18 protein-coding genes and 1 pseudogene are annotated in these 21,878 nt (G+C 61.6%); 10 read left to right on the top strand and 9 right to left on the bottom strand.

Features of this window, described 5'->3' with window-relative positions; translation table 11 throughout:
• Nucleotides 1-180: 180 nt before the first annotated feature.
• From ACODTJ_RS20865 to ACODTJ_RS20855, 3 genes are all read left to right on the top strand, one after another.
• Nucleotides 181-651, top strand: a complete 471-nt coding sequence (locus ACODTJ_RS20865) for a hypothetical protein (RefSeq protein ID WP_488849765.1) — start codon at nt 181-183, stop codon at nt 649-651.
• A 197-nt stretch (nt 652-848) separates the two neighbouring features.
• Nucleotides 849-1,304 carry a hypothetical protein gene (locus ACODTJ_RS20860; protein ID WP_488849764.1) on the top strand — a complete coding sequence of 152 codons (456 nt, stop codon included), beginning with the start codon at nt 849-851 and terminating at the stop codon, nt 1,302-1,304.
• 815 nt (nt 1,305-2,119) lie between these two features.
• A complete protein-coding gene (locus tag ACODTJ_RS20855; RefSeq protein ID WP_488849763.1) occupies nt 2,120-4,948 on the top strand; it encodes a hypothetical protein in 2,829 nt (942 codons plus the stop codon).
• Nucleotides 4,949-4,950: 2 nt separating this feature from the next.
• Here ACODTJ_RS20855 and ruvB read toward each other — a convergent pair whose 3' ends face one another.
• The 4 genes from ruvB to ACODTJ_RS20835 form a co-directional block, all read right to left on the bottom strand.
• The gene (gene ruvB / locus ACODTJ_RS20850; protein WP_488849762.1) at nt 4,951-5,964 is read right to left on the bottom strand and encodes a Holliday junction branch migration DNA helicase RuvB; all 1,014 of its coding nucleotides are present in this window, start codon (nt 5,962-5,964) and stop codon (nt 4,951-4,953) included.
• On the bottom strand, nt 5,964-7,664 hold the full coding sequence (locus ACODTJ_RS20845; protein ID WP_488849761.1) for a hypothetical protein: 1,701 nt from the start codon (nt 7,662-7,664) through the stop codon (nt 5,964-5,966). The genes ruvB and ACODTJ_RS20845 overlap by 1 nt, the downstream gene beginning before the upstream one ends.
• Nucleotides 7,665-7,738: 74 nt before the next feature.
• Nucleotides 7,739-8,671, bottom strand: a complete 933-nt coding sequence (locus ACODTJ_RS20840; protein WP_488849760.1) for a hypothetical protein — start codon at nt 8,669-8,671, stop codon at nt 7,739-7,741.
• 123 nt (nt 8,672-8,794) lie between these two features.
• The gene (locus tag ACODTJ_RS20835) at nt 8,795-9,637 is read right to left on the bottom strand and encodes a hypothetical protein (protein WP_488849759.1); all 843 of its coding nucleotides are present in this window, start codon (nt 9,635-9,637) and stop codon (nt 8,795-8,797) included.
• A 94-nt stretch (nt 9,638-9,731) separates the two neighbouring features.
• Between ACODTJ_RS20835 and ACODTJ_RS20830 the strand changes: the two genes are divergently transcribed.
• The gene (locus ACODTJ_RS20830) at nt 9,732-10,322 is read left to right on the top strand and encodes a hypothetical protein (RefSeq protein ID WP_488849758.1); all 591 of its coding nucleotides are present in this window, start codon (nt 9,732-9,734) and stop codon (nt 10,320-10,322) included.
• Nucleotides 10,323-10,328: 6 nt separating this feature from the next.
• Here the strand turns inward: ACODTJ_RS20830 and ACODTJ_RS20825 are convergent, their stop codons facing one another.
• Complete coding sequence (locus ACODTJ_RS20825; protein WP_488849757.1) at nt 10,329-12,188, bottom strand: RecQ family ATP-dependent DNA helicase; 1,860 nt, start codon at nt 12,186-12,188, stop codon at nt 10,329-10,331.
• A gap of 612 nt (nt 12,189-12,800) precedes the next feature.
• Here ACODTJ_RS20825 and ACODTJ_RS20820 point away from each other — a divergent pair.
• The 6 genes from ACODTJ_RS20820 (at nt 12,801) to ACODTJ_RS20795 (ending at nt 17,964) form a co-directional block, all read left to right on the top strand.
• Nucleotides 12,801-13,511 (top strand): Ros/MucR family transcriptional regulator, encoded by a 711-nt coding sequence (locus ACODTJ_RS20820; RefSeq protein WP_488849756.1) that lies wholly within the window; start codon nt 12,801-12,803, stop codon nt 13,509-13,511.
• A 153-nt stretch (nt 13,512-13,664) separates the two neighbouring features.
• A complete protein-coding gene (locus ACODTJ_RS20815) occupies nt 13,665-14,657 on the top strand; it encodes a hypothetical protein (protein WP_488849755.1) in 993 nt (330 codons plus the stop codon).
• Entirely contained in the window at nt 14,578-15,594 is a 1,017-nt protein-coding gene (locus tag ACODTJ_RS20810) for a L,D-transpeptidase family protein (RefSeq protein WP_488849754.1), read from the top strand. Before ACODTJ_RS20815 ends, ACODTJ_RS20810 begins: the two co-directional genes overlap by 80 nt.
• Nucleotides 15,591-15,935: a hypothetical protein gene (locus ACODTJ_RS20805; protein WP_488849753.1), complete on the top strand. Its 345-nt coding sequence runs from the start codon at nt 15,591-15,593 to the stop codon at nt 15,933-15,935. The genes ACODTJ_RS20810 and ACODTJ_RS20805 overlap by 4 nt, the downstream gene beginning before the upstream one ends.
• Nucleotides 15,936-16,004: 69 nt before the next feature.
• Nucleotides 16,005-16,736, top strand: coding sequence for a pentapeptide repeat-containing protein (locus tag ACODTJ_RS20800; RefSeq protein WP_488849752.1), 732 nt, complete (start codon nt 16,005-16,007; stop codon nt 16,734-16,736).
• A 325-nt stretch (nt 16,737-17,061) separates the two neighbouring features.
• Nucleotides 17,062-17,964 (top strand): hypothetical protein, encoded by a 903-nt coding sequence (locus ACODTJ_RS20795; RefSeq protein WP_488849751.1) that lies wholly within the window; start codon nt 17,062-17,064, stop codon nt 17,962-17,964.
• Nucleotides 17,965-18,052: 88 nt separating this feature from the next.
• Here the strand turns inward: ACODTJ_RS20795 and ACODTJ_RS20790 are convergent.
• From ACODTJ_RS20790 to ACODTJ_RS20775, 4 genes and pseudogenes are all read right to left on the bottom strand, one after another.
• A pseudogene (locus ACODTJ_RS20790) lies at nt 18,053-18,487 on the bottom strand (VOC family protein); the annotation flags it as partial.
• A 117-nt stretch (nt 18,488-18,604) separates the two neighbouring features.
• Nucleotides 18,605-19,012 carry an MOSC domain-containing protein gene (locus ACODTJ_RS20785; protein WP_488849750.1) on the bottom strand — a complete coding sequence of 136 codons (408 nt, stop codon included), beginning with the start codon at nt 19,010-19,012 and terminating at the stop codon, nt 18,605-18,607.
• 455 nt (nt 19,013-19,467) lie between these two features.
• Nucleotides 19,468-20,490: an AMP-binding protein gene (locus ACODTJ_RS20780; protein WP_488849749.1), complete on the bottom strand. Its 1,023-nt coding sequence runs from the start codon at nt 20,488-20,490 to the stop codon at nt 19,468-19,470.
• A 154-nt stretch (nt 20,491-20,644) separates the two neighbouring features.
• The gene (locus tag ACODTJ_RS20775; RefSeq protein WP_488849748.1) at nt 20,645-21,778 is read right to left on the bottom strand and encodes an SAVED domain-containing protein; all 1,134 of its coding nucleotides are present in this window, start codon (nt 21,776-21,778) and stop codon (nt 20,645-20,647) included.
• Nucleotides 21,779-21,878: the final 100 nt, after the last annotated feature.

Below are 21,878 nucleotides of genomic sequence, written 5' to 3'. Positions count from 1 at the left end.
TTACAAGGATTGGTGAACAAATCCTTATTTGTTCTACGCGATAGGATTGCTTCAAAAGCAACCTAACCGCATTTTCGGTTCATGCCCGGCGACGGAGCAAGGACTGAAGCAAAGCGGTCCTTCCTCCGAGCCCGGGCTAGGAAACCACCAAACGGCCATCCGGCCCCTTCGGAGACTACCATGTTCCAGCTCATCGTCGCCGTCATCTCGATCGCCCTCGTCGCCGTTCTCGCCATCGCTTCGATCTATTACGGCGGCACCGCCTTCAACCAGTCGCAGATGAAGGGCCAGGTCACGGCGCTCGTGAACGCCGGTCAGCAGATCGCCGGCGCGCAGGCCCTGTATTCCAACGACACCGGCGCCAAGAGCGCGGCCATCGGCGACCTGACCGCCGGCGGCAAGTACCTCTCCTCGGCTCCGGCCAAGCCGTCGAACGCCACGGGCGGCGTCTGGGCGACGGACGGTTCGGTCGCTTCGATCACCCTGGACGCCGGCGCTGGCCTGACGTTCTGCAACGAGGTCCAGAAGCAGGCCGGCGGCACCGCGCTCGCCGACGAAGCGGCCCTGACCGCCCGCACCGCTCTCCCGGCCGACCAGCAGTTCAGCTGCGTCACCTCGGGCGGCAACACCGTCTTCGAATTCCGCGTCTGATCCTTCTGGGTCGGCCGACGGGTCGGATGGGAAGGCGGAGCTTCGGCTCCGCCTTTTCGTTTGTGGAGGTCCTCAGGAATCCCGTGGATCAAGGATTTCGAGGTTGACCATCAGAGAACCGAATTCGATCCTTGTCTGAACGGGCTATCGGTTGATCGAATCGGTCGCCGCCGCCCAATACGGAAAGGTGTTTGTGCATGTACACCCTGATCATTGGGGTCATTGCGGTCGTCGTCGTGGCCATTCTCACGCTCGCTACCCTGTTTCTCGGCGGGCACATTTTCACGAGCTCGGCCGACAAGGGGCGCTACGCGCAGTACATCAACCACAGCGAGCAGATTGCCTCTGCGGTTCGCCTCTACCAGCATGACAAAGGCGAGATCCCACCTGGCACGCCCATGCAGATCATCCAGGCGCTGGCGGAGCCGGCTGCCGATGGTCGGACCTATCTCAGCACGATCCCGCAGGGGGACTGGTATATGGCCGACAATGCGATCTATCGGAAGCTGATGGACGGTGGCGAGTGCAAGCGCATGAACACGGTCGCCGGCAAGCCGGTTTCGGATCCAGCGTCGTCCAATGGGTGTCCGCCCTGCGATGCGGCTGAGTTCAGCGACTGGCCAGGTTGTGCTCGGACGGCGATCGCGCCCTGAGCCGAATTCAAAAGCGAACGTTGGAAGGGGAACTGTCGGGCCCCTTTGGCGTTTCTGAGCCCTTGCGAGCCGTTAGCGAACCTGCTTCTCTTGCTACCTCCAGTAGGGGAAGGGGGCTTCCGTAATGGGATGGCACCGGGCTGCGTGGCCTTGGATATCGACAATCGCGACAGCGGTCATATTTGCGACTTCGCCCATCGCCGAAGATCTACAATTCACCGTCATTGACGCGAAATGCCGAGCAGAAATCGTTGCTGCTTGTTACCTCTCCAATGAAAACAATACCGGGTCGAGCTGCGAGACAAGGGTGAGGATATCGAGGCCAGAGGATCCTTTGGCCTGCTCGAAACGATCCTATGCTGAAGGCGGCATCCTGACCCGGTGCAGCCAATATTTCGAAGTTGAGCGCTACGATTCCTGCGTCCGGACGGTCTCACTTCCGTCAGTAGGGAGCGGGTCCAGCCTTTTGAAGGAGCTGGCCGCGACTAACAAGGCGCTGCGCTCGGACATGCGTATTCTGCTCAACCAGCTGTGCCGAAGCGGCAGCCCGGCACCGGAGAGATGCGATGACGTCATCCCACCTGTGGCGCCGTAACCCAGTCTCTCACTTGGCGTTGGCTGCCGCGCTACTCTCGGCGCCGGTCGCTCACGCGCAGTTCGCGAGCCCGAGCAGCGGAGCTCAGCTTTGGGCGGCGGGTCCAAAACGAATGGGACCGGTGCCATAAGCCCTGATCGAAGCTGAAGCGCTCAACGAGCAGGAGAGGGCAGCACTGCGCTCGGCCGCGCGCGATCGCGCCTCCGATGACGTCCGACGGGTGAAGGAGCTCCGCGATCGCGCGGCGCCTGCAAACATCACCGAGGCGGAGAAGACGCAAGCTGCATCCAACCTGATTGAATCACTCCGCGCCGCCCAACAGAAGGCTGTCCTTGATCGCCGAGACGCAGACGACCTCAAGGTCACCGGAAAGACAGGCATCGCGCTGCTTTCTGTTGCGGCAAAGACCCCGATGGGGGCGGCGACGATGGTCCTGGCCGGTCCTGCCATCGAAGACAGCCTCAACAAGGGCATCGACAAGCTCACTGATATTGAGCCGACCTATAAGGCGTCGGTTGCGACGGCCGTTGAGCTCGCGCTGCTGAGGGCTAAGCCAGAGACAGTTGAGCTATGGCAGAAGACGGGAATCACAGACGCGAACCGAAAGGACGCAGCCAAAGCGCTATTCGGAAGCTCCAACGCCTTTTTCGAGGAAGGCATCGGCAAGGAATTGGATCCTTCGCTGAAGACCGAAATTCAGGACATTCAAACAAGCCTGCTGAAGGACGGGTTGGATACGATCGCTGCGCGCCAGGCGCAGGGGAAAGAGGCATTCGCTGCCTTTCAGCAGCAGACGGAAACGCGGTTTTCCGATCAGAAGTCGCAGATCGAGAAAGTCGTCGGTCAAGTTCAAACGATTAGGCGGGCGGTGGCCCAGCAGACGCAGGCGATCCAGCTCTTCGCGAAAACCACCGTCATGCAGCTGGAGCGCCTTGAATCAAAGATTGATGGCAAGCTCGACGCGCTTGAGGCCTCCCAGCGGGCGACACAGTCAGCCATGTACCGGAACATGGGGCCGAAAGACCGGCTGACCGCTTTGCTGGACCCGTCGTTCCTGGCGGCCAAAACCGACGAGCAAAGGCAGAAGCGCAGCGAGGAGATCGCTGACCTCACTCGGCTCAACAGAATCCTCGACGCCAAGGGGAACATCGATACAGCACTAGATGGAATTGGCGCCGCCGCAAGTTTCGCTGTCGCGGTGGGGGTCAAGGTCGATGTCGCAGGAATCACCCGCGGGGTGGCGATGGCCAAGTCTGCGATAAACGTCGGTGCTTCTCTCGCAACCGGAAACTACTTGGGTGCCTTGATGGCCGCCGGCGGCCTATTTGGCGGCGGCGGCGGGGATGACCCCAACACCGCGGCGTTCGCTCAGATCAATGCTCGTCTCGACCAGATCATCGATCTTCAGAAGGAGACACTTGCCAAAATCGACGACCTTTCGCGGAAGATCGACGAGCAGCATTTCGCGGTTATGAGCTCACTGCAGGGGATCGAACAGAAGATCAATCACACCAATGACCTGTTAGCTCGCATCTCGGCAGAGCCCTACGCCAACTGCCGTCTCTTTGCGGCTCTGACCGATATCCACGATATCGAGGTGCGAGCCGGGGTGTATGCGACATACGCGGAGCGCGTTCGTCACTTCGCCATCGACCAGAGGATGGAGGAGGGCAAGTCAGCGACGAAGTGCTTCGATTTTCTTTTGCGGAAAATCACTCTCGGTGACGTGGCTGGTGCCGGGGTTTTCAAGCCAGCTGCGCTGCTGGAATACGATACCTGGGAGCCGGCAGAGATCGGAAAACCGCAGTCCACAGCAGAGCGCTTCAAAGCTATGTGGATCGCCCATCACGCAATGTTGGGGTGGGCGACTGTTCAGGCAAAACGGGACGTCGCCGGCTCGAAGCCGATCTGCATGAACCGGGCGTTTTCGAAGCTGAGTGGACTACCCGCAGAGGTGGACGCTCTGAAGGAGACCGACGTCAGCTGCCCCAGCGAGGACATCTCCCGCTCGGATAGCTGGCATCCTTTCAAAATCCGCGACGGGGAGGCGTCCGCAGGGACAATAGCGACGTCGATCTATTCACCGGTCGAAGTCTCCCATATCGGCGAGATGATGCTCTACCTCACGCCGTTCTTCGAGCTGGCCGTACTCTCGAAGGAGAAGGACAAGCTCCGGCTTCCCGAGCCGTGGGAGTTCCTGAAGAACGATGCGATCTACACGGATCCGACCAGGGTTGAGAACGCGCAAAGAGCGCACCACATGCTGGAAAAATACCCTGAACAGCTATCGATTGCCTTGATCCAGCAGGCCGTACGCGAGGGCACATACCTTGTCCCAACTATCGCGCGGACTCTGAAAGAGACCGAGTTTGGGGCAAAATCGCCTGGAATCTCGCAAAAGTCCGTCAGACACGAGTTGGCGATGCTGGGCGGTGTCGATGTCGCCACGATGGATGACCAGAATGCGAACTGCGTCGTATCGACAAAGGCCTGGCAGGAGAGGCCCTTCCTCGTCGCTGCTTGTCTGATGGAAGCCAATCCGAGGCTAGCCAAGAACGTAGCGCGATTCCTCGCCGCACAGGACAGGATCGCACTCCGGAATCAGGATGCCACCCTGGCTTGGGCTTACCGGACGCCCTCCGAGATCCAGCTCAAGGAAGTGTTCCCAAGCGTGACCACGCTCGCCAGAGTGGGAGCGCCGGCCGACCAGACGTGGCAGTGGTCGATAACCATCAATGGTGTTGGTCAGAAGGTCATGCCGTTCCCGTCCGTCGCTGAGGTCACAAGCCGCTTTCTTGATCGCGGTGCGACGGAAACAATGCGGGCCATCCGAGAGCGCTTTGAACTTCGAGTTCAGGCGAACAAGGCCGACGAGCAGCTTTCTAAACCGAGTGACAAGTTATCGGACCGCGAGCGCGAGGTTGCCCGATACTACCTGCGGCAGGGGGCTCGTCGGGAAGAGAGGCTCATCGCTACCTCTCTTGGATCATGGTCTGCCGAGATGTGGAGGCCGAAGGAAGAGAAGTTGGCCACTGCGAAGACCAAGTAACGCTATGCGACCTGGTCGGCGAACAGACCAAGCTGACCGGGCACCGGCACCGCCGGCGTCGGCGCGCGTATTCCCAGATGAGCGTAGGCGCCGGCAGTCAGCATTCGGCCTCGAGGCGTCCTCTGCAGATAGCCTTGCTGGAGCAGATAGGGCTCAACGATCTCTTCCAGAGCATCGCGCGGCTCCGAGAGCGCCGCGGCAATGGTCTCGATACCGACCGGCCCGCCCGAGAAGTTCTTCGCAACGAGCCGCAAATAGCGCGTATCGAGCTGATCGAGCCCGCGGCTGTCGATGTCGAGCTGATTGAGCGCGTAGTCCGCGAGTGCTGCCGTGACGGGCTCACCGGCGGCGAAATCGCGAACACGCCGGATCAGCCGGCCAGCGATGCGGGGAGTGCCGCGCGACCGTCGCGCGATCTCGCCAGCGCCTTCAGGCGTGATGTCGATATTGAAGACCTTTGCGCTCCGGTTGACGACCCGAACCAGCTCGCTTTCGGTATAGTAGTTGAGGCGGACGTGGATGCCGAACCGATCTCGCAGCGGAGCCGGAAGCAGGCCGGACCGGGTGGTGGCCCCGATCAAGGTGAATCGAGGCAGATCGATACGCACAGAACGCGCGGAAGCACCCTCGCCGATGAGTAGATCCACGTAGAAATCCTCAAGAGCCGAATAGGCGATTTCGGCGACCTGGACGCTCAGTCTGTGGATTTCGTCGACAAAAATTGCGTCACCAGGCTCTAGCGAAGTGAGCAGTGCGACGAGGTCGCCGGCCTTGGTGATCGCGGGCCCAGAGGTCGATCGCAGGTTCGCTCCCATCTCCCGCGCAACGATCTGCGCGAGAGTGGTCTTTCCCAGTCCAGGCGGCCCAACAAAGAGGACGTGATCGAGAACATCACCCCTTGCCTTCGCGGCGTTGATGAAGACCGTCAGGTTCGCGCGCGCGTCTGCCTGACCGTTGAAGTCGGCGAGGGTTTGCGGCCGCAGATGGACCTCTTCGGTGTCGATCGCTTCGGACATCAGTTGCTGCTGACCACGACGTCGCTCGGATAGGTCGCCGAGCACTGGGCGATGACGCGGCGCCGCGGCAGATCGCTGACGAGCTCGGCCAAAGCCCCCTCCTGATTCGGGACCGGCTGCTCGACCCCGAGCCCGTCGACGATTGAGCCGTTATTGTGGAGCGCATATGACCGCGCGGGCGACCAGGAGCAGGTCCAGCCACGCTCTCCGTCGCGACCGCTTGACCGCAGGGTGGCCTTGGCACCGCCGGTCTCGTCATCGATCAGGCAGGACGCGCTCACCGGATAGAGCAGGGCAGGGCAGGTGACCGTACAGCCGGGAAGGGTGCTGCCGGCATCACAGACCGCGTCCACAGCCTGCGTAGAGGCGATTGGAGCCCCGTCCAGGGTGGATGGACCACTCACCGACAGGCGAGCCTGCTGGAAGATCATCCAGGGCTTGGCCTCGGCCCGCCCGAACGTCAGACCAGCCTCCGCCAGGACGAGCTCGCCGCCCGAGGCGATAATGGGATACCCGGTTGACAGGACACCGGACAGGTCGAAGGCGCCCTTGAGCGTAAGCCGGCCGGCAGTGAGCTCGACCGCGTTCGGTCGCGACGCGTGGCCAACGATGGCCGTGCCAGCGAGGAGTGCGTCGCCGCCATCATTGCGAAGATATCCGATCTTGCCGCCGGTGAGGCGCGCGCGACCACCCGACTGGATCCAGAGGCCCGCCCCGTTCTCGAACTCTGCCCCGACGAACGTCACATCGGTCGCGATCTTGGTGAGACCAGAGCTGAAGACGATGGGCGCGGCGGTCGGACTGGCGTCGGTCGGCAGAAAGGAGATCGCGACCGAGCTTGCGCTGCCGCCGAGCACATTGGGCAATTGATAGGAGCCGCCGGCAAGCGAGATCGTCACGCTGCGATAGCCGGAAGACATCGCGGAGCTGATTGCTGCGTCGAGATTGAGGGGCTTGTCGGCGGTGTCACCGAAGGCCTTCTCGCCGATATTCACCGCAGCGCGGCGCGCGGCGCCGGTAGGGGAGACGTAGAACAGCAGATTGCCGACAGCGGTTCCCTCCGCAGCCTGCGGCCCGCGTGCGATGACTGGCACGACGGATCCGGGAACCCGGGGCGTTCCGTCGCCGCGCACGAGGAACTGGCCATTCACGAGCCTCACGTCCTCGCAATCGGGAATAGCGGTCTGGTACGGGGCCGGAGACACGATTAAGCCAACGATGCCTTGGGCCGCGCCGCGTAGCGCGGTGTCATGGGGAGCGTCGCTGCGAACAACGAACTGGCGGCCACGGTCGACAAGGACGCGAGAGGCGTAGCGGTGAGGAAATGAGCTCCCGACCTGATGATTGGAGCTGAGAACCAGCTCGGAGGTGGCCTCGTCCGGGCCCGCCACAGTCAGATCGTCGAGCGCATATGGGCACCAGCCATAGTAGGCGCCCCACGGGGTCCGGCCGTTACCGATCGCCCACGATGGTAGAACCGAACGCCCGCCGATCTCCTCGCCGAACGGGATGCGAACGGGCCCGTCGAGTTCGACGACGCGCATGGCGGATCGCATAGCAGAGGCGAGGCCGTCCATGGTCGCGGCATTGCGCTGCGCGAGGGAGACAATCTCAGCTGACCGCTGGAAGGTGTAGAGCGTATAGCCGACGGATGCCGCCATGCCGACGACCAGCGTCATGATGATGAGAAGCGAGATCATGCGGCACCCAAGGATTCCTTGAGCCGGAGGATAACGCTAAAAGGATTGAATGCGAAACGCCAAAGGACCGTTTGTCAGGTCCGAATGGTGGATGGCGATGAGGAAGGACTGCGTCGGAAGCCGGAAGCGAAATCCGGGCTCTGTGCGAAGCCGAATTTGAGGGCGACCTGGCGCAGCTTCGGAGCAGTTTCGGCATCGTAGGCGACGTACCAGTTCCAGTCGTCGTCCGGACGGCAATCGAACTGCCCGCGAAAGTGGTGCTTGATGATGGCTGAGAACTCCTCGTTCTTGCTCTTCAGGTCGAATACGGCCCAGGTCCCGCGCTTGCCGTCCCTGATGCCGCTGTGGAGCCAGACCGCGCGCTCGTTGTGGCGCAGGTGGTCGACCTCGCGATCCATCGGCTCAGCAATCGCCGGCTCCAGCAGGAACCCGTGCGCCTTCGCGGCCTGGATGATCCCTGCCTGTGTCGTGCCGTTGAAGTCGATCGAGAGGCGGTCAGCGCGCTTTCTGGCTCCGTTGATGGTCAATTCCGCTTTATCGGTCCGGAACCAGATTGCGCGGGCGCCATGGCGCAAGCGGGAGAGGCCACGCAGGCGACTGGTTAGTCCTGGCAGATCGTCGATCCATGCAAGCCGCCAGAAATAGACGTAGCGTCCGCCAGGCGAGAGGCCCGCATAGCAATAGGCCTTCTGCTCTGAATCCTGGATCGGATTGTCGCGCAAAGGAACGCGTCCGCCGCGCAGCGCCTTTTCGATGCCTGCAGCGCGCGTCTCGCTTCCTCCAGAAAGGAGCGCGGCCGCCTGTCCCGGGTATTTCGCCGCCAGCTCGATTGCCTTGCGCGCGTCCGCCTCAGACCAGGCCATGTCCTGACGCCGAAGGGCCGACAGTCGACCTCCCTCCTGTGCATCGGCTCGGTTGAAGCCTCGGCCGTCGCGTCGACGCGCGCCATCGCATTGGGACGCAATCGCCTCGACGACGTCTTCAATGGAGACGAACTGCGATTTCATCGATCGGCAGGCCCTTCATGACTCGTTGTGCACAGTCCCATGGGATGATGGGACCGGACAAGGAATCAGACAAGGAATTCTGCCGTCACTGAAGGAACATTATAGCAACAATTAAGGTGCAGATCATTTTCCCTTGCAAGGATTAATCCCTGTCAAAATGGTGCGATCCGCTTGAAAGGTAAGCATATTTTGGCCTCGATCATTGACTTGGACTGGGCATGAGAACAGATTGCGCATGCTCACGCCATTCGAGGATTTGAACATGAAAAAGCCAGCTGCCGGCTCGAAAGGCGCCGGTTCGAAGAGGACTGCCGCCGCCACTGCCGCTCGGAAGAAAACCTCAAAGCCGGCTGCCACGAAGGCTAACGAGGATTCGGTAAAGGCAGATGCGCCGGCGCCCGAAAAGGGTACGCCCGCTTCCGACGCCGCCTGGGCCGCTGCCGCTCCGGCGCAGGCCGACAAGTCGCCCGCGGCCAAGCCCGCGGCGAAAAGCAAAGCTTCATCGAAGGCTAAGTCCAGCGCCAAGCCTGCGGCTGCCGCCGCGCCGTCCGAAGCCAAGCCGGCGGCGCCTGCCAAGATCTCGACAACCGGCAAGGCACCCGCTTCCGCGAAGTCCTCCGCGAAGGCCAAGGCCGCTGTGCCGGCAAAGGCGGCAGCCAAAGCCTCGAAGGGCCAGTCGAGCGTCAGCGCTGCGGCCAAGAGCGAGCCTGCAAAGAGCCCTGCGAACGAGCCAGCCGCAGAAAAGGCCGTGGCTGCAGCACCAGCGGCGCCGAAGAAGTCGTCCAAGAAGGGCGGCGCCAAGCCAGCGGCCTCAATCGCCGGCGCCTCGTCGGCAACCGCGGCAGCCGAAGCTCCCGCAGCTGCACCGGCGCCGAAGGCAGCTGAGAAGGCCCCGGCAGCCAAGCCTGCTGCCTCGAAGGGCAAGTCTGCTAGTGCAAAGGCAGCAACGAAGCCGGCCGCGGCCACCGCTTCTGCTCCCGCGCCGGCCACGCAATCCGCGCCCGAGCCGGCCCCAGCCCCTCAGGCTCCGCGCTTCACCTACGCCTCAAAGGGCGTCGCGATGAGCGTCATCACCGACACGATCAGTGGCCAGAGCGTGACCGTGGCGAAGGCCCATGTTGAGGACTGCGTTGCTGTCCTGGAGAAGTTCATGTCCGGCCCTGCCGGGAAGATCTCGGCAGAGCCTACGGCGGAGGCTGCGCCACTCGCCGCTGAGGCCCCGGCACCGAAGGAAACCTCAACGGAAGCGATGTCTGAACCGTCGCGGGCTGCTCCCGCGCCAAAGCGGGCAGCGTCCGCCAGACGGAAGCCGAAGGCGCGCGGACGTGGCCGCGTGCTTCGTTTGGAGGAGCAGGACCTGAGCAAGCTGCCAGAAAAGGTGGCGAGCCCGGAGAGCCCCGACGTTGAACTCGTTCTGACCGAGCTGGCGGTCGACAAGAACAATCCGAAGCGGGTCCTGGATCCGAACAGGAAGAAGGGCGTCGTCCGCCTTCCGGGATACGAAGCTCAGTTCCGCGGGGATGTCGTAGGTCACGTCGTGGTGCATGGTGGCGGCTTCCTCGTCGTCGCCCCGAGTCTTCAGGAGAAGCCCTCGACCCATACCTCGGCAGAAGGCGCCCTCTATCGGTTCATCGTCCTGACACGCGACTGATCATCGTCAAAATAGCGACAGACTGAGAGCGGCGGGCATGTCCCGCCGCTTTGCGTTTCGAAGACGAGCTTCCTCGATCGCGCTTCCCAGGCCCGTGGGGAGCCGCGAGAGCAGCAAGCGACTATCCTCGTCGCTATCGACGGCCGCAACGAGCTTCAGCGCGGTCTTCTCGTCGAGGAGCCGGGTAGGATCCGTCGAGAGCCGCTTCGCGCACTCATCGCGAGCGGTCAGGATCGCCTGCCAGTAAACATCCCGGCGATCGCCGGCGCCGCGAGACGTTCGGATGGCCTCCTTGATATGGTCGACGAGGTAGATCGGCTCGGTGCTGCGCATGTGCGCCTTGCCAGCGACCGTCGGGAGCACCGCGCCCGTGGTTTCGCTGACGTCGAGATAACCCAGCCCCACGATCTGGCGAATGAGTGGACGGCAATCCTGGATGCGCAGACGCTTGGCGAAGCCATACTCCGGCAGGCTGTCGAGCCTCATGCTTCGGACCCGGGACGACGGGCTCGCCAGGAGAGCCTCGTTCAGGATCGAGACCGAAGAGTCCTCCCCGAGCCGCCCGGCTAGCCGGATCGTGGCGCGAGCAAGATCGCCTCGCTCGACGCGTGCCGGTGAGGACATACAGAGGTCGCAGTTGCCACAGGGCGCCGTGGTTTCCTCCCCGAAGCAGCGGAGGAGCGAAGCTCGCCGGCAGCCGGGAGTGTGGGCCAGGCCGAGGACAGTTTCCATCCGACCAACCTCTCGACGGCGCGCCGGGCCTTCCAGGGTAATGGCAAGGCGGGCACGCCGCGCGACATCGGCGTCGCTCCAGAGGAGGTGGGATTCCGCCGGCAGGCCGTCGCGTCCAGCGCGACCAATGCCCTGGTAGTAGTCGATGATGGAAGCGGGGATCCCGACATAGACCACACGCCGGGTGTTGGGATGGTCGACACCCATGCCAAAGGCCGTCGTCGCGCAGATCGTCGGGATCTCCCCTGCCAGGAAGGCGTCCTGGACCCGCTTCCGTTCCAGGTCCGGAAGGCCAGCGTGATAAGCGGCTGCCGATCGGCCGTCAGGGCTAAGCAGGGCCGCTGCGTCTTCGGTTCCCTGACGCGTCGGTAGGTAGACGATCGTGGATCCGGCGACCGGACGCTCTTTCACAAGCCGGTCAAGGTCCGCAAGCGGCTCAACCACCCGCCGTGCGTTAATCGTAATGTTCGGCCGGTCGAAGCTCATACGCAGCTCGCGAACATTCCCGCGCAGGAGCCGTTCCTTGATCTCCGCTGTCATCGCTGGGGTCGCGGAGGCGGTCAGTGCGATCCTGGGAGCCCTGATGGCCTCCAAGTGCTGCGGGAGCTCCATGTAGGCGGGTCGGAAGTCCCGTCCCCACTCGCAGACGCAGTGCGCCTCATCGATGGCAACGAGGCTGACCTGCAGCTGGCGGAGCAAGCTTTGAAAGGCTGGCGTGCCGAGGCGCTCCGGGGAAAGGTAAAGGATATCCAGGCTTCCCGAGGCGGCGAGCCCGAGAATTTCGCGCCGCTCGTCCGCCGACTGAGAGTCTTCGCCCGCGACCGCGGCAGCCCGTACGCCCCTTCGACGCAGTCCATCAACCTGGTCACGCATCAAAGCAAGCAGCGGGCTCACCACCAAGGCCATTCCGGGGAGAACGAGAGCCGGAATCTGGAAACAGAGGCTTTTGCCACCGCCGGTAGGCATGAGACCAAGGACATCGACCCCGGCAAGGATGGAATCAACAGCGGATTTTTGGACGCCTCGAAAGGTTCCGTGTCCAAAAATGCGTGTCAGCGCCGCCAGGGGGTCTTCGCCTGGGACGCTTGCGCGCTTGCTTGGCAGGTCAACGGCGTGAAATGCGCGCTCAGACACGACTCATCCTGTTATCCACACCACCTGAATTTGAGGATTTCCTCCGCTACCACCAAGGAGTGTCGCGCTTCGCCATAGCCCGACGCGATCGCCGCCGACTTATCGCTCGCGTGGAAATTCCTTCGAGGCGATTGACAGGAGGAAGGAGTCCTTAACCCGAGGCAAGATATATTGTCCCAATCGTTGAAGGAAATCGGGGACGGGCAAGGAGAAATTCCTTGTGAAGCCGGGAACCAGAGGACGGGAGCCGAGTTACCGACCGGAACAAGATCGACCCGGGATTTCTATAGACATTCATAGAAATGCCGACTTTCACCCTCAAGGAATGTCGCTAGGACCGATTGCACTCTCTTACGAAATGGCCTATCCCAAAGTCCTAAGAGCTTTGAAATTGAAGGAATGCCTCGTCACCGTCACGGATTTTAAGTCGCGAAGGCCAGTATCTTAAGGGGAGTGTGCAGGTTATCCTCGGCACCCAGAAGTATCAGGTGCAGCGGGATTAAATCTGCAACAGGCAAGGAACGGGTGCGGACCCGTCGGCCTGTAACGGAGAGAGCTAAGGAGAGATTGAATATGGCGTCAGATCGCAGCGGAATCAGCGAAATCGCGGCCATGACCACCGAAATCGTCGGCGGTTGGGTTCGGAACCCGAACACGACCATCCCCAAGGACGACCTGATCCCGTTCATCAAGGACGTTCACGACACCATGACCGGGATCGTGAAGCAGGACATAGCATCAGGCCTCGTCCAGCGCGCCGGCTCGCCGGCGCCCCTGCCTGAGATTGCGCCGCCAGTTCGCGCCGCGCTGCCGGCAGTGACTGCTCCGGCGGCGCCGAGCAAGGCGCTTGCTCCGGAAGCCATGAAGTCTCTTGAAGGATCGCGTGCGTTCATTCCGGTGATCGCCCATGAAGGTCAAATCGTTGCTGAGCGGGTCTGGCCGACCGCCACGCCGGCGATGCGCAAGAAGTTCATGGAGATCATGAAGGAGCACAACATCCCGACGCGGTCGGATGGAACTCCTGTGCCGCGCACGGTCGATGGCCAGCACATCGCCGACAAGCGGATGACCGTGGTCGATCCGATCGGGGGCGGGCGCTTCAAGATGCTGCGTCGCCACATCGAGGTGAGTTACGGCATGGACTATCCGATGCTGCTCGCCATGTTCAAGCTGAGCAAGGAACAGCTCCCTCACGCCGGCCCGGCTTACTCCGAGCAGAAGGCGATGCAGGCTCGTGCGAGCGGCCTCGGCAAGCACTCCAAGTCCCGCGATGGCGGTGCACGGAAGTCGCCCCGCGCCAAGAAAGTCGCGGCGACCGCCTGACCTCATCCACGGATTGTTGCTTCAATTCTTGAGCCCACCGATTTGTTCGCTTGCCGCGACCGGATCGGTGGGTGATCTTTTTTGGCGTGTCCCCCTCGAAGTGGATTCGCCTTGTCAAACCTCTCTGCCCCCGCAAACGAGCTAACTGCGTCCGTGCAAGCGGCTGTTCGCGAGGCATTGCATCGCGGGATGCGCACGTCGGAGGGGAGGGGTGTCACCGCCGGCCCCATCTTCCTGGCCCTGTGGATTGTGGCGATCGGGACGCTACTGGAAGCCGCGGAGCCTGCTGACGCGATCGCCCTGCTTGAAAATCGCGCGATCGACATCCGAGGCTTCGGGCATAACGCAGACAGCGCTGTCATACGGCTGACGGATGACACGGTGAAGCGCCGAGCGATGGAAGCGGCGTACGCGGCCGAGATCATTCACAACTCGCTTGAGGAATTTGCCATCGACCCGGGTGATGAGTGGGACCCTTCCCCTCAGGTCATTCTCGATGAAGCCATAGCCATTCTCCGGGAGGCATGGGGGCCGCTTCATCTTCGCAGGGCGATCGCCGGTCAAATCGAGGCCATTGGCGTCGGCGCGGACCGTGCAGTCCTTCCCGAAGAGCCATCGACACTCAATTCCGCCGCCCTGCGCCGGCCGTCCACGGTAGAGCCCGAACGCTTCTCTCGCGCCGCAAGAAAGGCGGAGCTGTCGATGTCCTTTGCTCCCTACAGGAGTCAAGTGGTCTGGGTTGCTGTCATTGCTCTGTCGAATGCCGGCCGGCGGACTGCCGAGGTTCGCGAGATCGCTGGTATCTCGAACTCGCACGATATGAAGTTGGGCGAGATCGACGGGTGCCTAGAGGCGGTTCGCTCGCTTGGGATCGGCGGCAAGTCCGACGAAATTATCCTTCGCACCGAGTCTGGTTTCCTGGCCACAGCACTTGAACTCTCCCTCGCTGGAAATGTCCCTGAAATGCACGGTGATGAAGCCAAGGCCTGGTCGGAGATCATCGACACGCTGACGCGCTGGCAGAGCCGCATCATCCACCGCGGAACCGGGGCGGCACGCCCCATTGATGAGAAGGCTGACCGCATCCTGCGTCGGCGCCTCGCAGACCTGGCACAGGGCGGAACCGAGGCTACCGTTCCGGCTTGATCTGGGCGGCTCGAACAACACGACGGACATGAACAGGCGATCCTTCCTCCTGAGCGCAAGCGCTCTCCTGATCCAACCGGCGGCCCAAGCCAGTGGGACCACGGCCGATGTGCTGCGCGCAGAGCTTCCAAGGGTATGCGGCCGGCGCGCCGCGGCGATCGAGGCGACGCTTGCACGCCTGGCTCGCCTGCGCCCACCAGGCTCGGGAAAGACGATCACGGTCGATATCCCGTCCCAGCAGCTTGCGACCTATGAGGACGGGCGCACGGTGATGGAAAGCCGTGTCGTGATTGGCGATGAGGGCTGGCGCACGCCAGACCTGGATACGAGCGCGACCTATGTCAGGGTGAATCCGACCTGGACAGTGCCGGAAAGTATCATCAATGCACGCCGGTGGCGCGAAAAGCTGGCCAACAACCCGCGGTATTTCGAGAGGCTCGATTTCCGGGTCGTGGCCGGCGGCCGATCGATGTCGCCGACAGAAGCCGCCGAGCGCGGGCTTCGCCCGACCAGCTTCGTCCAGCAGCCAGGTCGCAACAACGCGCTCGGAGTGGTCAAGATCGGCCTTGCGGCGGGAAACAGCGTCTACCTTCACGACACCAATGATGCTGACGCATTCGGTGAGGACGACCGCGCGCAGTCTCATGGTTGCATCCGAGTAGAGAAGGCGATGGAGCTCGCCGGCTGGGTTCTCGGTATGAGCGAAGGCGAGATCTCTCGCCTGCAGCGTTCCGGTGATCGCACCGATCGCCGGGCTCCGCCGGTTCGCGTCGTCACGACCTATTTCACAGCCTGGCCCGATGCATCCGGGGTGGTCCAGTATTACGACGACATCTACCGCAAGGACCGACAGCTCGGCCCCTGCGCCGGCGACGCCATCACCACGTCCCGTTCGGAGCCTGCAGCTCCAACCTACGAGGAATTCGAGGTCGAATGAACCCTGCGATCAAATCAATGCGCGATGCGCTTTTGACCGGCTTCCGCTTGTTTTTCAAAACGAGCTCGCTCGGACTGAATGCCGTCCTGGCTGTCGTCTGCGCGATCGTCGCTCTGAAGCTCTGGAACTATGGCGCGGCCTATATGATCAATGCCGGGGGCTGGCCGCAGTTGAACCTGGAATACGGGCGACGCGTCATAGCGGCCGCGGGTCTGAAGGATCGACTGGTCTGGTGGTCGTTCGCCTGGGCAGCCTATGTCTTCGCAGCCGGCTTCGCCTTCCTTGCGCTCGCTGGCGCGCGGGCGGTGGCGTGGAAGGTTTACGCAGCCGCGCGAGGCTGAACCGGCGTTCCGACTTTCAGGCCTCCGTGGTGAATTCTCAGGAGACGGAAACAAGGATTCGGACGACTCGTGAAGGCCAAACCGCAGAAGATTTTCACCCGGTCCGGAGAGATCCTGGTCGAAGGCACGGCGGCCACGCTGAAAGCGTTCGTCGAGGCCATCGTTCGAGACGGAAGGTCGCTCGCAGGCGCGGATCTCGCGAACCGAGACCTTGCTGGGCTGAATCTCGATGGCGTGGATTTCGACGGCGCCGATCTGGAGGACGCCGACCTGCGGGGATCCTCGATGCGCTATGGCTCCCTCGCCGGAGCCTGCCTCAAGGGGGCGCTCTGCCAGGGCATGAACGCGGAACGCGCCCGCTTTCACAATGTGGTCCTCGGTCGGACCGAGAGGGGCGCCACCCGCTTCGATGGTGCCAGGCTGGCATTCTCCGAATTCGACGGCGCACAGCTCGATGGGGCGATCTTCGACGACGCGGGGCTTTCGCGCGCTTCCTTCGCCTTCAGCTCGGGCAAGCGGACCTCATTCAAACGAGCGAGGCTTCGGGACACGATGTTCACCTCGGCCAAGCTGATCAATCCGGATCTCTCCGAAGCGGACCTGCGCGCTTCGACAAGGCTCTCTCCTGAACAGCAGCCGGACCGCACGGCCGGCGCAATGGTGATCCAGGGACGTTACGCGAAGGCTATGATGGATGAGACCGGTACGCCGGCCTTCCAGCGCGATCATCGGTGGAGCCGGGCCTCTCACGTCGCAGCTTGGACGGCAGCGCGATCAACACCCATCCGCACCATGTCGTAAATCATTGAAATTGCGTGATAAATTCAGCCTCTCCGATCGCGCATCCTTTCAGTGGGGGATTATGGTGCGGCGTTGGTGCGCGCTGGGAGGCTCGAATGCATCCCCAGGCATCATTGCGTAGAGAACGGATAAATCGTCTGTGTCGGAGCTCTCATCTTGAGTATACATAATACAACTTAATATCGCGGTTTCTCATGCTTGGCATGGAATCCAATCGTGAAAAGGTGCTCGGTTCTGAGAGAATTGCGCGGTTTAAGCTTTCGAAACAACTTGCGGCCTACTTCGGTCACTGAGTGCCCGGAAATCCCCGGGGTGGGGCTTCGCAATGCGGATTCGACTACCGTTCGCGTACGAGCACGACCGATGGAGCGAATATTCTCGCAATGTGACCAGGCGGAATTTCCGGAGCTTCGTTGAGGTCGAGATCGCAGAGGTGCCTGACCTGAGCCACCGGATCGCGATTGATGGGAACATCGAGCCGTATCACTCCTGGAACGGGCGCCTCTACCGGCGCTGGCAATATGTCGGAGGAGGCCCGCTGGCCGGGGTGACTGCGCAGCGGTGCATCGACGAGTTGCCGGGTGGAGAGGGCGCTCCGGACCCGGCGCGGTTTCCAGCGCTCCCCCATATGCGAACAGCGCGGTTTCGATTTCAGAATGCCATAGACTTCGATTGTGATCGCCGGGACGACCCGGGTTATCACCCGCGCACGCGTGACGCCTTCGATGTTCGATCGGAGGAGGCCAGGGCATTCTATCCGAACGCGCTCGTGAGCTCCGAGGGATGGCTTTGGGTCGAGGCTGAGGAGCCGGTGCTTGATGTGCGGGCGATGGACGATCAGGGACGGCGTCTTATTGGCAATGTCACCCCGCCGAACTTCTGGTTTGCGGGATATCAGTTCCGGCTGGACCGGCGTGAACATGCGCGCGAGTTCATCGAAAGGGAGTTGCGCGAAAGGTATCTGGAGCTCGGTCAGGACGTCGAATTCGACCCGACGGTCCTTCGAAGGAGGGATCAGCAGCAAGTAGCCATCTGCATTTTGGCCAGCGCGGGGCGCAGGCTTGAGCGATCCGATACGTTAGCTGGGATGCATTGGGGCGATCCTCGAAGGGTTCGAACCGGCATGCAGGAGGCGTGGGAACGGGTGACGACGATTTTGTACAAGAGGCAGCAGCTTGATCCGCGCATGAGAACGACGATCAGGCGTTGGCTCTTTGAGAACGTGTAAGAGGTCAAAGGGCGTTCGAGGCGGGTGAGCGCTTAGCCTGATCCTGGCTCCTATCCCGTTCAATCGAGCTCTGAGCTGGCGGCTTGGCTCCAAGTTCCTGAGCTAGCCCAATGAGGAGACCTTCCGGGCCGCGGATGTAGCAAAGCAGATAGGCGTCCTGATATCGGACGATCTCGCCTACAAGCTGTGCGCCAAGTGGGCGGATTTTCTCAAGCGTGGCGTCGAGATCATCTACGGCAAACATTACCCGCAGGTAGCCCAATGCGTTGACCGGTGCTTTCCGGTGATCAGCCTCGACCTGTGGCTTGATAAAGCGGGAGAGTTCGAGCCGGCTATGGCCGTCGGGTGTGCGCATCATAGCGATCTCGACATGCTGGTCGCCCAATCCGGTGATGCGCCCTGCCCATTCGCCTTCGATCGTAGCCTGCCCTTCGAATTCGAGGCCGAGTGCACGAAAGAATCCAATTGCCGCTTCCAGGTCCTCGACGACAATTCCGACGTTATCCATCCGCTTGATCGTCATTTCCCTCTCCGGCGTGTGAGGTTCCGAGGCAGGCGGTGCCTGCGACAGGAATGCCGCAGCAGTCGAGCCGGCCGTTCGCTGATCCGATGCAGGCCGGTAGCATTCGCTCATCCCTGATCAGCACAGCGATCGAGCGGAAAGTGCGACCAGGTCGTCCTCGAGGCGAACCGTACCGCTCTCGACGATGCGAGCTGTGATGCCGCCGAGACCGCGGACGGCGTTGTATCCGCCGGTACCCAGGATCTCTTCCATTCGGGAGCAGGGATGACATTCGCCCGTGGTTTCCAGGATAGCGGAGCCAATCCTGAAACGCTTTTCCTTGAGGGCGACGAGGTTGATGCCGCGGGTAAGGACGTTGCGGCGTAGATCATTTGGAGAAACTTCTGCGAGGCCCAGGTGGCTGGCGATTGCTGCCAGGTGCTCGGCTTGAATCAAGGTGACCTGACGGCTGCCGGCCGGGCGGGTGTAACGATCGCCGACAACCCCTCTCTCAACATCGAGGTTGGCAGTCTCGATCGCCAGCATGGGCTCTCGACGGCCGGGACGGATGCCAAGCCAGACAACCTGTCCCGCTCTCACCTGTGCGTTCAAAAGCTTCGTGAGCGAGGATGAAGGGTTAAAGGGCACTGGCTAATTTGCTCAGCGGGCGGTTAGTGGCTGGAAGATATCCTTGGCTACGCCGAATACGCGTTCACGGAGTTCGGGGCGTGTAGCGAGCATCCACCCAGCCGCGCCAGCCAAGATCAATCTGATCATATCGAGCCTCTTTACCGGCGCCTGCGGTGCATTCCTCAGAAGCCTTAAACGCTCCTCGAACGCGTTGGTTCTCATCGGGCGATTGCGTCGACTCATGCCTGCAAGAGACAAATGCTCAAACTCACGCTGTCGCTCGCCGCCGAGCGGCCTCCCGCTTAGCACTCCGGGGTAAGCCCTCGGGCGAGAGTGATATGCCGATTGGCGACTGCCGGCTCCTTATAGGCTCACGTTCGCCCCGCCGATGGAAAAACCACCTCGTCAGACATGACTGCCTCCGACAGCTGATCGCCCTCGCGAGGTTTCGATATGTTCATGTGATGTTCGTTCAGGCCATAGCGCCGAATGATAGCGTGGCCCGTGCGCTCCTTCCATTCTCGATGGATCTGGGATGGCAACGGCTCTGCCCCGGAAAGGAAGAGGCGCATGTGCTTTGTAGCTTTCTTGTTCAGGCGGGCATCCTTGAGCAGCCGGCCATAAAAGGCCGGCCCGCCGATCGCGCTCGTCGCCTGCGGCAGGTGTCTGAAAAACCAGTCGGTGCCATAATCGGGTAGCAAGATCATCGTCGCGCCCGCGAGCAAGGTCACGTTCGTCGCGGCGAAAACATCTTCAGTGTGCAAGTTCGGGAGGGCGTGGAGCAGCACGTCGCCCTTCGTGAAGCGCCAATGATCCATCAATGCCAGCGCATCGGACAACAGTTTGCTGTAGCTCAGCATCTCTCCGTTACAGAGCCCGGTCGTACCGAAGGCATAGAGCATCGCGGCGATATCGTCCGACTCACGCTCGACGTCTACAAAGTGTCGAGATGCTAAGAGCTCCTTATCGAAAAGCGTTGCCGTTGACCGGCTCCAAGGATGCCTTGCACCCAGCGTTTCAAGTTTGGCACCAGCATTTTTGGCCAACGGTTTCAGGGAAGCCTTCTTGCTGGGATCGCAGACTATGACGGCAGGGTGGGAATCGTTCAGGAAATACTCGATCTCCGCCGCGGTATAGGCGGTATGCAGCGGCACGAAGATCCCGCCGGCCCGCATGGTGCCGAGATAAAGCATCAACGCCTCGAGGCTATCCTTTACCTGCACCGCGACGCGGTCACCCGGCTTCACGCCTAGAGAGAGCAATACGTTCGCGAACCGCGCGGAACTTACGAGCATCGCGCTGGATGTACGACTCCGTTCGTCATCAGCCTTGGCAAAGCGGGCATCTGACGCCGCCAAGCGCGAGCCGATGAGATCGAGGAGAGGATTGCCCATAATTCGGGTCCTTCAAGGCGTACTAGCAATCGCGATATCGTCGAGTTCGTAGCGGTTGACTAGATTCGCGAAGGCCCACCGTGTTGCCGCCAATCCGCTCCGGATGCCGTTGCCTCTGTCACCCGAACCAAAGTGTTAATCGGCGATTTGTGACTCAACCTCTAACTTCCAAGGTCGGAACGAAGCCGCCGAGGGACTGGTTCTGATCCCATATTTTGAACGGGAGATCGGCTTTGGGCATCCGAATTCTCCCAATTTCCACCGCTGCCGAATTTGGTACAGCGGGAAAGATATTGATCTCCGCCTTCTCGCCGTGATGAGCCTTAATCCTGTCGAGCAAGCGACGCAGATGACGTTTGAACTCCACCAAATCCTCTGGCCGACGCATGATGTCGTTGTGAGGCTCTCGGGCGGTTAAGGACCAGATCGCGACTTCCTCACCCATCACAGCGCGTATCCGCTCGTCGTTGATTGTCGCGCTCAACGCGAGCTTGAGGGCTACGGGTGCATCTGCCCGACCCGAATGTTCTTCAATGCTAAATGAGATTGCGGCCTGATCGGGTTGCCAGCGCCAAGTCTGCGGCTCGCGATACCGCTGGTGAACCGAAACCGGGACGATATCCCCGAGGAGATGGCCCAGCTCGATCAAGAGTGGTTGTGGCGCCAGCGCAAAGACACTCAGCTGCCGTATCTCCTTCTGCTCGATCCGCTCCTTCACCTTCCTCGAAAAGAGGCGGCGAAGATTGTCCTGTTGGAGTTGCCAGTACCGCTCCTCATGGTCGGCGTAGTCCGAACCAATGAGCTCAATATCTATCGTTCGGCCTTCCGCCGGGTGCCGGTCCGGCGGCATTGCCATAAAGATTGACCGCGTCGAGACGAGTGAATCCCGCAAGCCAATATTGGCGGAGAATCGGAGCACGTGAGCGGCACGCTCCTGATCCATCCCAGTAACAATGGCGAGCCGATCCTCGTGTTCGGCCTTCATCTCCCGAAGCACCGGCTCCGGATGATCAGCCAGATAGTCCACGTCGACGCCCTTATGGTGCGTCGCGCAAAGGAGCATCAGATTGTCGAGGTCCCTCGCCAAGGCTGGCGAACGAATCGGATCGCCGCGTGGACCGTCAGCGCTGTCCGCCACAATGTGCGCGATGAAACCGAACTTCCCATCTTCGCGCCCTGCGATCAGGTCTCCCGTAAGTTCCTTGTTGCAACCACGATATTGGCATCGACCCGCAGCCTTTGCCCACAGCGCGATCTGAATTTTGTTTGGGATTGCTGTCTTAGCCATGGTGAAGTCCCGCCTCGTCGAGATACAATGTTCCTGTTTTGCCCTTGAAACGGCCCCCGAATTCCCCGGACAGGTCTCACCCTTAAAATAAGGGTTGGGA

Source organism: Allobosea sp. FG18 (genome assembly GCF_057809495.1).
The sequence above is the reverse complement of the archived record's forward strand: the minus strand, read 5'-3'. Positions and strand labels throughout refer to the sequence as shown.

Coding starts and splice junctions, on each gene's coding strand:
- ACODTJ_RS20830 (WP_488849758.1), top strand. CDS start 9,732: ATGAGCGTCATCACCGACACGATCAGTGGCCAGAGCGTGACCGTGGCG.
- ACODTJ_RS20820 (WP_488849756.1), top strand. CDS start 12,801: ATGACCACCGAAATCGTCGGCGGTTGGGTTCGGAACCCGAACACGACC.
- ACODTJ_RS20810 (WP_488849754.1), top strand. CDS start 14,578: ATGAGAAGGCTGACCGCATCCTGCGTCGGCGCCTCGCAGACCTGGCAC.
- ACODTJ_RS20840 (WP_488849760.1), bottom strand. CDS start 8,671: ATGAAATCGCAGTTCGTCTCCATTGAAGACGTCGTCGAGGCGATTGCG.
- ACODTJ_RS20780 (WP_488849749.1), bottom strand. CDS start 20,490: ATGGGCAATCCTCTCCTCGATCTCATCGGCTCGCGCTTGGCGGCGTCA.
- ruvB (WP_488849762.1), bottom strand. CDS start 5,964: ATGTCCGAAGCGATCGACACCGAAGAGGTCCATCTGCGGCCGCAAACC.
- ACODTJ_RS20865 (WP_488849765.1), top strand. CDS start 181: ATGTTCCAGCTCATCGTCGCCGTCATCTCGATCGCCCTCGTCGCCGTT.
- ACODTJ_RS20860 (WP_488849764.1), top strand. CDS start 849: ATGTACACCCTGATCATTGGGGTCATTGCGGTCGTCGTCGTGGCCATT.
- ACODTJ_RS20795 (WP_488849751.1), top strand. CDS start 17,062: ATGCGGATTCGACTACCGTTCGCGTACGAGCACGACCGATGGAGCGAA.
- ACODTJ_RS20845 (WP_488849761.1), bottom strand. CDS start 7,664: ATGATCTCGCTTCTCATCATCATGACGCTGGTCGTCGGCATGGCGGCA.
- ACODTJ_RS20805 (WP_488849753.1), top strand. CDS start 15,591: ATGAACCCTGCGATCAAATCAATGCGCGATGCGCTTTTGACCGGCTTC.
- ACODTJ_RS20775 (WP_488849748.1), bottom strand. CDS start 21,778: ATGGCTAAGACAGCAATCCCAAACAAAATTCAGATCGCGCTGTGGGCA.
- ACODTJ_RS20785 (WP_488849750.1), bottom strand. CDS start 19,012: ATGCTGGCGATCGAGACTGCCAACCTCGATGTTGAGAGAGGGGTTGTC.